At 71.3% G+C, this 12,695-nt stretch carries 10 protein-coding genes and 1 pseudogene; 8 read left to right on the top strand and 3 right to left on the bottom strand.

The features are described from left to right. Positions 1–24 precede the first annotated feature (24 nt). Entirely contained in the window at positions 25–396 is a 372-nt protein-coding gene (locus tag OG488_RS24300) for a WhiB family transcriptional regulator (RefSeq protein ID WP_329232418.1), read from the bottom strand. Between the two features lie 156 nt (positions 397–552). Continuing rightward, complete coding sequence (locus tag OG488_RS24295; protein ID WP_329232414.1) at positions 553–1,221, bottom strand: DUF1707 SHOCT-like domain-containing protein; 669 nt, start codon at positions 1,219–1,221, stop codon at positions 553–555. A 204-nt stretch (positions 1,222–1,425) separates the two neighbouring features. Here OG488_RS24295 and OG488_RS24290 point away from each other — a divergent pair, with 204 nt between their 5' ends. The 6 genes and pseudogenes from OG488_RS24290 to OG488_RS24265 all read left to right on the top strand — a co-directional run. Further along, entirely contained in the window at positions 1,426–3,093 is a 1,668-nt protein-coding gene (locus OG488_RS24290; protein WP_329232412.1) for a fumarate hydratase, read from the top strand. A 302-nt stretch (positions 3,094–3,395) separates the two neighbouring features. Further along, positions 3,396–3,911, top strand: coding sequence for a hypothetical protein (locus tag OG488_RS24285; RefSeq protein WP_329232411.1), 516 nt, complete (start codon positions 3,396–3,398; stop codon positions 3,909–3,911). 164 nt (positions 3,912–4,075) lie between these two features. After that, complete coding sequence (locus tag OG488_RS24280; RefSeq protein ID WP_329232409.1) at positions 4,076–5,479, top strand: class II fumarate hydratase; 1,404 nt, start codon at positions 4,076–4,078, stop codon at positions 5,477–5,479. A 43-nt stretch (positions 5,480–5,522) separates the two neighbouring features. Continuing rightward, positions 5,523–6,239 (top strand): cytidylyl-2-hydroxypropylphosphonate hydrolase, encoded by a 717-nt coding sequence (gene fomD / locus OG488_RS24275; RefSeq protein ID WP_329232407.1) that lies wholly within the window; start codon positions 5,523–5,525, stop codon positions 6,237–6,239. A gap of 388 nt (positions 6,240–6,627) precedes the next feature. Then, complete coding sequence (locus OG488_RS24270) at positions 6,628–8,574, top strand: ATP-binding SpoIIE family protein phosphatase (protein WP_329232404.1); 1,947 nt, start codon at positions 6,628–6,630, stop codon at positions 8,572–8,574. Positions 8,575–8,647: 73 nt separating this feature from the next. Further along, positions 8,648–8,846: pseudogene (locus OG488_RS24265) on the top strand (catalase-related domain-containing protein); the annotation flags it as partial. A gap of 54 nt (positions 8,847–8,900) precedes the next feature. On the opposite strand, the gene OG488_RS24260 reads toward OG488_RS24265, so the two are convergent. Then, positions 8,901–11,132, bottom strand: coding sequence for a transglycosylase domain-containing protein (locus OG488_RS24260; protein ID WP_329232402.1), 2,232 nt, complete (start codon positions 11,130–11,132; stop codon positions 8,901–8,903). Positions 11,133–11,354: 222 nt separating this feature from the next. On the opposite strand from OG488_RS24260, the gene OG488_RS24255 reads away from it, so the two are divergent. After that, positions 11,355–12,326, top strand: coding sequence for an SPFH domain-containing protein (locus tag OG488_RS24255; RefSeq protein ID WP_329232400.1), 972 nt, complete (start codon positions 11,355–11,357; stop codon positions 12,324–12,326). After that, positions 12,323–12,601, top strand: a complete 279-nt coding sequence (locus tag OG488_RS24250) for a hypothetical protein (protein WP_329232398.1) — start codon at positions 12,323–12,325, stop codon at positions 12,599–12,601. Before OG488_RS24255 ends, OG488_RS24250 begins: the two co-directional genes overlap by 4 nt. The last annotated feature ends 94 nt before the right edge of the window (positions 12,602–12,695 follow it).

The raw sequence follows: 12,695 nt of genomic DNA, 5'->3' as shown, positions 1-12,695 counted from the left end.
CCCCCCACCCAGTACGCGAGCGCTTCAGCCCGCCGCGGCTATACGCCCCGTGGGGGCCGCCGCCTTCAGCTCCATGTCACGCCTGCGGCGCCGGGCGAGCACCACGCGGCGTTCCGCTGCGGTGAGGCCGCCCCACACCCCGTAGGGCTCGGGCTGGACCAGCGCGTGCTCGCGGCACTCCACCATCACCGGACACCTCGCACAGACCTGCTTCGCCGACTCCTCACGGGACAGCCGGGCAGCGGTCGGCTCCTTCGACGGGGCGAAGAACAGCCCGGCCTCGTCCCGGCGGCACACCGCCTCCGAGTGCCAGGGCCCCGCCTCATCCTCCCGCGCGGGTGCGCGCTGGGACGGCACGGCGGCGACCTGCAGGGGCTGATGCGGCATGTGCAGCACGGTCCACTCCTGACGACGGCTTGGGCTTCGCGAGCAAGAGGCGATGCAGCACTCCCTACCCGCTGTACGCACGCCTATGCACTGAGTGGCGTCGCCGGCGGGCCCCCGCGGGCGCTCCGCGCCGCCGACTGGCCTGAAATCGCGGGTGCCGCGGCGTCAGTGGCCGAGGTGCTTGCGCAGCTGCTGGTGGAGGTTGGCGATGAGCTTGCCGCGCTTGGGCTTCGCCTCGACGCTTCCGAAGACGGAATAGCCGTTCACCACGACCACCGGAGCCTCCGGGTCCGCGGATTCCAGTGTGTCGACCTCGAAATTGCCGAAAACGCCCGTCCCGCTGCCCCGGAGCGAGATGTTCTCGGGGACCTTGATCTCGACGCTGCCGAAGATGGACGTCGCGTTGATCACCGTCAGGCGCTGGCCGAACAGCGCCTCGGTCAGGTCGATCTCGACGCTGCCGAAGAGCGCGAAGGCGTTCGTGCGGCCGCCGACGCGCCAACGGCCCCTGCGGGTGGAGCCGCTGAAGACCGCCACCAGGTTCTCGGCGGGCCCGGAGGCCCCGGTGGTGTCGGCGTAGGGCGAGCCGGCCTGACGGGTGCTGCCGCCGGGCGCCGGCAGGTCCTGGACCAGCGGCTCGAGCTCGCCGACGGTCTTGGCCCGGTAGACGAGGTCGACCCGCTCGGCGTGCTCCTCGGCGGTCAGCCGGCCTTCGGCCACGGCCTCCCGCAGGATGTCCGCGATCCGGTCGCGGTCCGCGTCGGAGGCGCGGATCCCGGCGGGCGCGGGACCGGCCGGAGCGACGGGCTGCTGAGGCTGCTTCTCGAGGTCCACCGGACCAGCCTACCCAAACGCGATAGATCGCGACCAGTGCCTCTCCGGCCTCGTCGCGAATCCCTTCCGGGGCCACCGGCCCGCCGGACCGGCCGGTCCGGGTGAGCCTTACCTCACAGGCTCGGCGCGTCCCCGGCGCTCTACCCTGGTGGATGCGCTGCCCAAGGGTGGTCAGCCGCTGTCGCCGAGTGAGGAATGGCCGTAATGCCAGAGTTTGCGTACTCCGATCTGCTCCCCCTGGGAGAGGACACCACGCCGTACCGGCTGGTGACCGCCGAGGGCGTCTCGACCTTCGAGGCCGACGGCCGTACGTTCCTCAAGGTGGCTCCGGAGGCCCTGCGCACCCTCGCCGCCGAGGCGATGCACGACATCTCGCACTACCTGCGGCCCGCGCACCTCGCGCAGCTGCGCCGCATCGTCGACGACCCCGAGGCCTCCTCCAACGACAAGTTCGTCGCGCTGGACCTCCTGAAGAACGCGAACATCGCCGCCGCGGGCGTCCTGCCGATGTGCCAGGACACCGGCACGGCGATCGTCATGGGCAAGCGCGGCCAGAACGTGCTCACCGAGGGCGGTGACGAGGAGGCCCTGTCGCACGGCGTCTTCGACGCGTACACGAAGCTCAATCTGCGGTACTCGCAGATGGCCCCGCTGACCATGTGGGACGAGAAGAACACCGGCTCGAACCTGCCGGCGCAGATCGAGCTGTACGCGACGGACGGCGGCGCCTACAAGTTCCTCTTCATGGCGAAGGGCGGCGGCTCGGCCAACAAGTCCTTCCTGTACCAGGAGACCAAGGCGGTCCTCAACGAGGCCTCCATGATGACGTTCCTGGAGGAGAAGATCCGTTCGCTGGGTACGGCGGCCTGCCCGCCGTACCACCTGGCGATCGTCGTCGGCGGCACGTCGGCCGAGTTCGCGCTGAAGACCGCGAAGTACGCCTCCGCGCACTACCTGGACGAGCTGCCCGCCGAGGGATCCCCGACCGGCCACGGCTTCCGGGACAAGGACCTGGAGCAGAAGGTCTTCGAGCTGACGCAGAAGATCGGCATCGGCGCCCAGTTCGGCGGCAAGTACTTCTGCCACGACGTCCGGGTCGTCCGCCTCCCCCGGCACGGCGCCTCCCTGCCCGTCGCGATCGCCGTGTCCTGCTCGGCCGACCGCCAGGCGACCGCGAAGATCACCGCCGAGGGCGTGTTCCTGGAGCAGCTGGAGAAGGACCCGGCGCGTTTCCTCCCCGACACCACCGACGAGCACCTGGACGAGTCCGGTGACGTGGTGAAGATCGACCTGAACCAGCCGATGGACGACATCCTCGCCGAGCTGACCAGGTACCCGGTCAAGACCCGCCTCTCGCTGACCGGCCCGCTGGTCGTGGCACGCGACATCGCGCACGCCAAGATCAAGGAGCGGCTGGACGCGGGCGAGGAGATGCCGCAGTACCTCAAGGACCACCCGGTGTACTACGCGGGCCCGGCCAAGACCCCCGAGGGTTACGCGTCCGGCTCCTTCGGCCCGACGACGGCCGGCCGGATGGACAGCTACGTCGCGCAGTTCCAGGCGGCGGGCGGCTCCAAGGTGATGCTCGCCAAGGGCAACCGGTCCAAGCAGGTCACGGACGCGTGCGACGCGCACGGCGGCTTCTACCTCGGCTCGATCGGCGGCCCCGCCGCCCGTCTCGCACAGGACTGCATCAAGAAGGTCGAGGTCGTCGAGTACGAGGAGCTCGGCATGGAGGCGGTCTGGCGGATCGAGGTCGAGGACTTCCCCGCGTTCGTCGTGGTCGACGACAAGGGCAACGACTTCTTCACCGAGCCCGCCCCGGCACCGACCTTCACCAGCATCCCGGTCCGCGGCCCCGGCCTCGGCTGACCTTCCCGGCCCGGCGACCGCAGGGGCATCCGGCAGACTGCCGGGTGCCCCTGCCGTGTCTCCGGAGCGGGCCGGCGGCTCCTGACCCGTGCGTTTCGGCCACCCGACCTCCATCAGCACCCGGCCGCCACTGGCCGAGGCCGCTCCTGCCAAGGAACCCGGGGCGTAGTTCACGCCATTGATCGTCCCGTCACTACTCTCGGATGCATGGCGCATCTAGTTTGAACAGGCGTTCGACGCGCGATCTCCTCGCCCGGCCACCGGCTCGGGCACACCCGTTCCGGCAGGAAGAGAAATCGGTCATGTCACGTTTCGCAGTTGCCCTGCGCTCCGGCCTCGCCGCGGCCGCCCTCGCCGGCGCCGTCCTGGGCGCGCCCCAGGCCGTCGCCTCGGACGTGCCCGCGGTGGCGGTGTCGGCGAAGGCCGACGCGACGACCCTGGCCCTGGCCGAGGAGGACCCGCAGGCGACGGCCGCCGCCGCGACGGTGTGCGGGACCGGGTACGCCCTGAACAAGGCGATACCGCTGCCGGTCGGAACCGAGCCCGACATGCGCCTGGCGACCCTGTTCTCCTACACCAACGGGGCCAAGGGCTGCGCGATCCTGGACAACAACGTGGGCGTCTCCCGTTACATGTACCTGAAGGTCTGCAAGGTGGACGGAACCGGCTGCGACACGGACACCGGGAACTTCACCCAGTACGCGGGCCCCGTCTATGTGTCGAGCATCGCGTGCGCCAAGGTGACGGCGAAGATGGGCACCTCGTCCAGCAACCTCTCCGTCAACTACTCGAGCGACTACGTGTTCCCCTGCAACTGATCCGCACCGCTCGGGCGGCAAGGAGCGGGCGCGCATCCGACGGCGCCCGCTCCGCCGCGTCCGACCGGCCGACGACCTCTCCGCGGATACCTTTCCGGCGGGAGACGCGCGGGGAATACGTGGAACACCCCGCGTGCTCATCTGCATCAGGAGGTCTGAACACCATGGACGGAACGGCCGAGGAAACGACGTACCGCGTCGAGCACGACTCGATGGGCGAGGTGAAGGTGCCCGCGCACGCCAAGTGGCGTGCACAGACCCAGCGCGCGGTGGAGAACTTCCCGATCTCCGGGCAACGGCTGGAGCGCGCCCACATCGAGGCGCTGGCCCGGATCAAGGCGGCCGCCGCCAAGGTGAACGCCGAGCTGAAGGTGCTGGATCCGGACATCGCGGACGCGATCCAGGAGGCGGCCGCCGAGGTCGCGGAGGGCCGCTGGGACGAGCACTTCCCCGTCGACGTCTTCCAGACGGGTTCCGGCACGTCGTCCAACATGAACACCAACGAGGTCGTGGCCACGCTGGCCGGCGAGCGGCTGGGGCGCGAGGTCCACCCCAACGACCACGTCAACGCGTCCCAGTCGTCGAACGACGTGTTCCCGTCGTCGATCCACATCGCCGCGACGGCCGCCGTCACCGCCGACCTGATCCCGGCACTCGAACATCTGGCTGCCTCGCTGGAGCGGAAATCGGCCGAATTCTCGGAGGTCGTGAAGTCGGGCCGTACGCATCTGATGGACGCCACGCCCGTCACCCTGGGCCAGGAGTTCGGGGGCTACGCGGCGCAGATCCGTCACGGTGTCGAGCGGTTGCGCGCCTCGCTCCCCCGCCTCGCCGAACTACCCCTGGGCGGTACGGCGGTGGGCACCGGGATCAACACCCCGCCCGGTTTCTCCGCAGCGGTGATCGCCGAGGTCGCCCGCACGACCGGGCTGCCGCTCACCGAGGCCAGGAACCACTTCGAGGCGCAGGGGGCCAGGGACGGGCTCGTCGAGGCCTCGGGCCAGCTCCGTACCATCGGCGTCTCCCTCACCAAGATCTCCAACGACCTGCGCTGGATGGCCTCCGGCCCCCGCACCGGCCTGGCCGAGATCAGCCTGCCCGACCTGCAGCCCGGCTCGTCGATCATGCCGGGCAAGGTCAATCCGGTGATCCCGGAGGCGGTGCTGATGGTCGCCGCCCAGGTGACGGGCAACGACGCCACGGTCGCCGCCGCCGGGGCGGCCGGAAACTTCGAGCTCAACGTGATGCTCCCGGTCATCGCGAAGAACCTGCTCGAGTCGGTGCGGCTGCTCGCCAACGCCTCCCGGCTGCTCGCGGACCGCACGGTCGACGGCATCACGGCCGACGCCGAGCGGGCGCGGCGGTACGCGGAGTCCTCTCCCTCGGTCGTCACCCCGCTCAACAAGTACATCGGCTACGAGGAGGCGGCGAAGGTCGCCAAGAAGTCCCTGGCCGACGGCACGACGATCCGGGAGACCGTGCTGGCCGGAGGGTACGTCGACCGCGGCGACCTGACGCTGGAACAGCTGGACGAGGCCCTGGACGTGTTGCGTATGACCCGGCCATGACCGTAACCCGCCGCACCGGCGCGCACGTCTCTAAGATCTCTTCATGACAGCGACGGACGCGGGTACGGGAGCAGGCACCGGGGCGGGTGCGGGGGACGGAGTGCGCTGGGCGCCGGGGGACCGGATTCTCTGGCGCTACCGGGCCAACGAGAGGCCCGGTGACGGCGACGGCACGGTCCACATCTGCCGGCCGGTCACCGTCGTCCAGGACACGGACGAGCTGCTGGCCGTGTGGATGGCGTCCGGCACCGAGTGCGTGAGACCGGTCCTCGCCGACGGCACCCAGGTGCACGCCGAGCCCCTCGCCACCCGCTACACCCGCCCGCGCACGACGGCGCGCTCGCGGTGGTTCGGCTCGGGGGTGCTGAAGCTGGCCCGGCCGGGCGACCCCTGGTCGGTCTGGCTGTTCTGGGACCGGGGCTGGCTCTTCCGCAACTGGTACGTCAACCTCGAGGAGCCCCGCTCACGCTGGGCGGGCGGGGTCGATTCGCAGGACCACTTCCTCGACATCTCCGTACGCCCCGACCACAGCTGGGAGTGGCTCGACGAGGACGAGTTCGCCCAGGCCCAGCGCGTCGGGCTGATGGACGAGGCCACCGCCCGGCGGGTGCGCGAGGCCGGGCTGGCCGCGGTCGAGGTGATCCAGCGCTGGGGCGCGCCCTTCAGTGACGGCTGGGAACACTGGCGGCCCGAACCCCACTGGCAGGTCCCCCCGCTGCCCGATGACTGGGACCGCACCCCCGCCCCCACGCCGTCGTGAGACCCTTGATGCACCCCAGGGGGGCAACCGTAGGATCGCCCTCCATGAACCGCCCCTCCGGACCGATGCGCCACAACCGGCGTGACCGGACGGGGGCCTGACCATCAGTCACCGCGCGCGTCGCACGAGTCACACGGTTCACGAGACCGGTGGACGTGCGGTCGCCCGAACCACTACGAGGGGGTGGAGACGTGCTCGCTGTCCGCTGCCCGGCCACCGGGAGACCCCGGACCGGCCCCCTGCGCGGCCGAACGGTTTCGGCCCCTTTCCCGAGGGCATCCGGTGACAGCCGTTGTTCTCACCGCTCTTGCCGGGGCACAGTGGCGCAAGGCCCCGAGGTGACCGCGCCTGCCTCATACAACCGGCCCGGACGGACGGAATCCCACGCGTGACGGAGCATCCCACCTCCCACGAAGGCCGACAGCCCCTCGCTGCCCGGCCGCAGGAACGCGCCCGGCCCCGGCAGCAGGAGGCCCCGCCGGGCGCCGCTGCCACGGCCGCGATCCCCGGCCCCTCCCCCGCGGTGCCGAACGCGGTGAAGGGCCCGGTCCCGAACGCCCTGCCGAACCCGGCACCCGGCGCGGAGGCCGCCGCACCCGTCGCCGACACCCAGACGGTCTCCCGCCGCGAGGGGGACCGTCTGCGTTTCGTCGGCGCGGCGACCCGCCGGATCGCCCGGGGCATAGACCTGGACGAGATCGTGCTGGGCCTGTGCCGGGCGAGCGTGCCCACGTTCTCCGACGCCATACTCGTCTACCTCCGCGACCCGCTCCCGGTGGGCGACGAGCGCCCGGCCAACCCCTTCGTACTGCGGCTGCGGCGCACCGACAGGCTGCGGCTGGCCGACGAGGAAAGCGAGAGCGGTCCGGAGGGCGAGCGGCTGCGGCTGCCCGTCACCGACCCGCAGGCCGGGCTGCTGCCCGCGGCCGACCTGTGCGAGATCATGGCGGGCGGCGCGCTCGCCGAGGTGCTGCGCGGGGTACGCCCCGTGTTCGGTGACTCCGCCGCGGCCCGCGTGGCCCTGCCCGAGCTGCTGGGGGCGGGCCGGACGGTGCCGACCGGGCACCGCGCGATCCTGGCGCCGCTGCGCGGCCGGCGCCGGGTGATCGGTGCCGCGGTCTTCCTGCGCGGCACGGACCGCCCGCCGTTCGAGGCCAACGACCTCCTGGTCGCGGCGCAGCTGGCCACGCACACGGCGCTCGGCATCGACAAGGCCGTGCTGTACGGGCGCGAGGCGTACATCGCCGACGAGCTCCAGCGCACGATGCTGCCCGACTCGCTGCCCCAGCCCACCGGCGTACGCCTGGCCTCGCGCTACCTCCCGGCCGCGGAGACGGCCCGGGTGGGCGGCGACTGGTACGACGCGATCCCGCTGCCCGGCAGCAGGGTCGCCCTGGTCGTCGGTGACGTGATGGGGCACTCCATGACGTCCGCGGCGATCATGGGCCAGCTGCGCACCACCGCGCAGACCCTGGCGGGACTCGACCTGCCTCCGCAGGAGGTCCTGCACCATCTGGACGAGCAGGCCCAGCGGCTCGGCAGCGACCGCATGGCGACCTGCCTGTACGCGGTGTACGACCCCGTCGCACACCGCATCACCATCGCCAACGCGGGGCACCCGCCGCCCGTGCTGCTCCATCTGGGGGGCCGGGCCGAGGTGCTCCGGGTGCCGCCGGGCGCGCCGATCGGGGTCGGCGGGGTCGACTTCGAGGCCGTCGAGCTGGACGCGCCGGCCGGTGCCACGCTGCTGCTGTACACGGACGGCCTGGTGGAGTCCCGGATGCGGGACGTCTGGACGGGCATCGAGATCCTTCGGGAGCGGCTGGCCGCCACCGCCCAGCTGACGGGGCCGGACCACTCGCCGCCGCTGGAAGCGCTCTGCGACGACGTGCTGGACATGCTCGGGCCGGGCGACCGGGACGACGACATCGCCCTGCTCGCCGCCCGCTTCGACGGGATCGCCCCGAGTGACGTCGCGTACTGGTTCCTCGAACCGGAGGACGCGGCTCCGGGACGTGCCCGCAGGCTGGCCCGCAGGGCCTTGAGCAGGTGGGGCCTGGACGACCTCTCGGACGAGGTGGAGCTGCTGGTCAGCGAGGTGGTGACCAACGCCGTGCGCTACGCGGAGCGGCCGGTGACACTGCGGCTGCTGCGCACGGACATCCTGCGCTGCGAGGTCGGCGACGACTCCCCGCAGCTGCCCAGGCAACGGCGTGCCCGGGAGACGGACGAGGGCGGCCGGGGACTGTTCCTGGTCAACCGGCTGGCCAGGCGGTGGGGGGCGACCCGGCTCTCCACGGGCAAGGTGGTCTGGTTCGAGATGGCGACCCCCTAGGGGATCGCCCTGTCCCCGCCGGTTCCCCTGTTGCCGACCTCCCGTCGGCGGAGTTGACCTCAGCCGCAGCGCGGACGACGACCGGGGACAGCCCGGCACCCCTGGTGCGCGGGGTCCTGGACGACGCGGCGCGCGAGCGGCTCGTCTCCGACATCTCCGGCCATCTGCCGGACGGGGCGAGCAGGCCGGTCCTGGAGCGTGCGCCGCAGTACTGGCGCAACGCGGACAAGGACCTCGGCGACCGTGTCGCGAAGAAGGTCAACGGCGGCTGACGCCGGACACGTAGGAGGGGCGGGTGCCGGCCGGCACCCGCCCCTCCTACGTCGCTACTGCCCGAGCAGCCCCTCGGCGCCCGGCCGCTCGCCCGGCGGCTGCTCACCGTCGTCGGGGTCCTTGGTCTCGCTGGGTGTCCCGCTCGGCGTCTGGGAAGGGGTCTCGCTCGGCGTCTCGACCGGCGGCGACTCCTCGCCGGGCGTCTCGCTCGGCGACTCGGAGGGCTCCTCCGGCTCCTCGGACGGCGTCTCGGAGGGCTCCTCGGTCTCGGACGGGGTGACCGAGGGGGTCTCGGTCACCGCCGTCTCGCCGCGCTCCACACCCTCCAGGTCGAAGGTGGCGTCCGAGCCGCCCCCGAGCGCGCCCAGCGTGTAGTCCGCCCAGATCTTCGCGGGGAATCCGCCGCCGTTGGCCCGGCCGGAGTTGGCCGTGCCGGTGAGGCTGACCTGGCCGCCGCCCTCCTTGGTGGACTCGCCGAACAGGGCCACGGCGGTGGAGAGCTCCGGGGTGTAGCCGGTGAACCAGGCCGCCTTGTTGTTCTCCGACGTGCCCGTCTTGCCCGCGGCGTCGTAGGCGGAGGTGTTGGCCTCGTGGCCGGAGCCGATGTCGACGACCTCGGTCAGCGCCTTCGTCACGGTGTCGGCGGACGCCCTGCTGATCACCTGGCCGCCCACGCCGTCGACCGGCTCCATGGTGCGGTCACGGTTCGCGGCGGACTTCACGATGGTCGGGGTGACCTTCTTGCCGTGGTTGTCCAGGGTGGCGTAGACCCCGGCCATGTCCCACGTGGAGGCGTTCATGGTGCCCAGGGTCATCGCGGGCGTCTCGGGGAAGTTCTTGTCCGGCACGCCCAGGGCGAGCGCCGTCTTCTTCACGGCGCTCGGGTCGGCGTCGACGACCATCTGCGCGAAGACGGAGTTGATCGACTTGTCCATGGCCCGCTGGACGGTCGGACTGTCGTAGCTGATGTCGTCCTCGTTCTGCGGGGCGAACGGGACGCTGCTGCCGACCACGGGGCGCTTGCTGGTGCCGTCGTAGATCGTGTTCAGGCCGATCAGGTCGCCGTCCTGGGTCTTCGAGCCGTTCTCCAGCGCGGAGGCGAGCACCAGCGGCTTGAAGGTGGAGGCCGGCTGGTAGTCCTGGCGGGTGGCGTTGTTGTACCAGTGCTCGGTGGCGCCGACGCCTCCGTACAGCGCGACCACCCTGCCGGTCTTCGGATCCACGGAGGTGGCGCCGGCCTGCACGGTCGCGTCGACCTTGTTCGTGTCCCGGTCGAGCTGGTTCTCCAGCTGCCGGTTCACCGACTTCTCGAGCTGCTTCTGCCGCTTCCGGTCGATGTTGAGGGTGACCGTCCAGCCCCCGGCGTCCAGCATCTCGTCGGTGATGCCCTGCCGCTTCATCTCGTCGTTGGCGGCCTCGACGAGGTAGCCGGTCTGGCCCTCCATGCCGGGGGCCGCCTTGGGCGCCTTCGGGACGGGGAACGTCAGCTTGTCCCGCTCGGCCCGGTCGAGCCAGCCCTCGTCGACCATGTTGTTCAGCGTGTAGGCCCAGCGCTCCTTGACCAGCTTCTTGCCGGTCGGGGTGGCGTAGGCCCAGTCGTACTGGCTGGGGGCCTGGAGGAGGGAGGCGAGGTAGGCGCCCTGGGAGGTGTCGAGATCCTTGGCGTCGACGCCGTAGTAGGCCTGCGCCGCCGCCTGGATGCCGCTCGCGCCGCGCCCGTAGTACACCGTGTTCAGGTACCCGGCGAGGATGTCGTCCTTCTTCATGCGCTGGTCGACCTTGAGCGAGATCACCAGCTCCTTGAGCTTGCGGGTGACCGTCTGGTCCTGGGTGAGGTAGTAGTTCTTCACGTACTGCTGCGTGATCGTGGAACCACCCTGCTTGCCCTTGCCGGAGAGCGTGTTGAGCAGGCCTCGCGCGGTGCCCTTGAGGTCGACGCCCTGGTCCCGGTAGAAGGACTTGTTCTCGGCGGCGACGAAGGCGTGCTGGACGCTCTTCGGTACGACGCCGAGGTCGACTATCTCGCGGTTGACCTCGGAGTTGCTGCGGGCCAGGAGCGTGCCGTCGCTGTACTTGTAGACGTTGCTCTGCTTCTCGGCCTGGGCGTTGGCCTCGGGCACGTCGACGTACACGTAGAGCGCCGCGAAGGCGCCCATCACCAGCAGGCAGAGCCCGAAGAAGGTGCCCAGGACCTTGCGCCAGGTGAAGAGCCGGCGTATTCGGCCGCCCTCGGCGGCCTGGCGCGCTCCCCGCCCCTGGGCTCGTCGCTCATCCGCTCGACCCATCGCTGTGGTGCTCCTGTTCTTCTGCTCGTACCGCTCCGGTCAGACCTGCCAGCTAACACTGAAAGCTTGGACAAATGGCAGGCGATCCGGTCTTTTCCGGACGTGAGAATCAGCACCCGGTCCCGAAGGAACCGACTCGCGAGGGATGCACAAGGTTGCGAGACGCGTTAATGTGAGATCACATTGCTAGCGCGGCGCCTTGCCGCGGAGAACGGGGGACCCATGTCCGCACCGCACGACCTTCCCGGCACCACGGGCCCGGGCGCCGACCTGACGCCGGACGCGCCCGAGATGCCCGCCCCGCAGGTCAGGGAGGTGACCGCCCACTCCATCCCCGGCGGCCTGGGGCTCCTGCTGACCGTCCTCGGGGTGTTCCTCGGCGTGGCGCTCGCCATCGTCGGGGGCGTCCTCGGCTCCGACGGGCACAACGGGGTCGGCATCCCGCTCTTCGTCCTCGGACTGCTCCTGGCCGTCGCCTCCTTCTTCTGCATGAGCGGTGTGAAGATGGTCGCTCCGGGCGAGGCCCGGGTCATCCAGCTCTTCGGCCGTTACGTCGGAACGATCCGCGCGGACGGCCTGCGCTGGATCAACCCGCTGACGTCCAGCCGCAAGATCTCCACCCGGGTCCGCAACCACGAGACGGCCGTCCTGAAGGTCAACGACGCCTACGGCAACCCGATCGAGCTGGCGGCGATCGTCGTCTGGAAGGTCGAGGACACGGCGCAGGCGCTCTTCGAGGTCGACGACTTCCTGGAGTTCGTCGCCACCCAGACCGAGGCGGCCGTCCGGCACATCGCGATCGAGTACCCGTACGACGCCCACGAGGAGGGCGGGCTCTCCCTGCGCGGCAACGCCGAGGAGATCACCGAGAAGCTCGCGGTGGAGCTCACGGCGCGGGTGCAGGCGGCGGGCGTGCGGATCATCGAGTCCCGGTTCAGCCATCTCGCCTACGCCCCCGAGATCGCCTCGGCGATGCTCCAGCGGCAGCAGGCGGGGGCGGTCGTCGCGGCCCGTCAGCAGATCGTGGAGGGCGCGGTGGGCATGGTCGAGATGGCCCTGACGCGGATCGCGGAGCAGGACATCGTCGAGCTCGACTCCGAGCGCAAGGCGGCCATGGTCAGCAACCTGATGGTGGTGCTGTGCGGCGACCGTGCGGCGCAGCCGGTCCTGAACACGGGCACGCTCTACCAGTGACCGACGACGCCGCCCCTCCTCCGGACCGGGCACCCCGGCGCGGCTCCGCCCGCAAGCAGATGCTGCTGCGGCTGGATCCCGCGGTGCACGACGCGCTGGCCCGGTGGGCCTCGGACGAGCTGCGCAGCGCGAACGCGCAGCTCGAGTTCCTGCTGCGGCGGGCCCTGGCGGAGGCGGGCCGGCTGCCGGGCGGCGCGGGTCCGATCCCCCGCCGGGGCCGCCCGCCGAAGGCCCCGCCGCCCGAGCGGCCCGAGCCGGACGGGACCGCGGACTGAGCCCGCGGGCGGATCCCACCGCGGGCCCGGGCGCCCGGACCGGAGGGGGCGCCCGGCCGGCCGCAGGCGTATACATGCGAGGTATACACACCAT

The organism is Streptomyces sp. NBC_01460, assembly GCF_036227405.1.
In the GTDB taxonomy this organism is placed as follows: domain Bacteria; phylum Actinomycetota; class Actinomycetes; order Streptomycetales; family Streptomycetaceae; genus Streptomyces.
Note: the sequence above shows the minus strand (reverse complement) of the source record. Positions and strands in the feature narration are given on the sequence as shown.

What these genes read in the sequence shown, in the direction of transcription:
- fomD (WP_329232407.1), top strand. Translation starts at nt 5,523, where the DNA reads ATGACAGCGACGGACGCGGGTACGGGAGCAGGCACCGGGGCGGGTGCG.
- OG488_RS24260 (WP_329232402.1), bottom strand. Translation starts at nt 11,132, where the DNA reads ATGGGTCGAGCGGATGAGCGACGAGCCCAGGGGCGGGGAGCGCGCCAG.
- OG488_RS24255 (WP_329232400.1), top strand. Translation starts at nt 11,355, where the DNA reads ATGTCCGCACCGCACGACCTTCCCGGCACCACGGGCCCGGGCGCCGAC.
- OG488_RS24290 (WP_329232412.1), top strand. Translation starts at nt 1,426, where the DNA reads ATGCCAGAGTTTGCGTACTCCGATCTGCTCCCCCTGGGAGAGGACACC.
- OG488_RS24285 (WP_329232411.1), top strand. Translation starts at nt 3,396, where the DNA reads ATGTCACGTTTCGCAGTTGCCCTGCGCTCCGGCCTCGCCGCGGCCGCC.
- OG488_RS24280 (WP_329232409.1), top strand. Translation starts at nt 4,076, where the DNA reads ATGGACGGAACGGCCGAGGAAACGACGTACCGCGTCGAGCACGACTCG.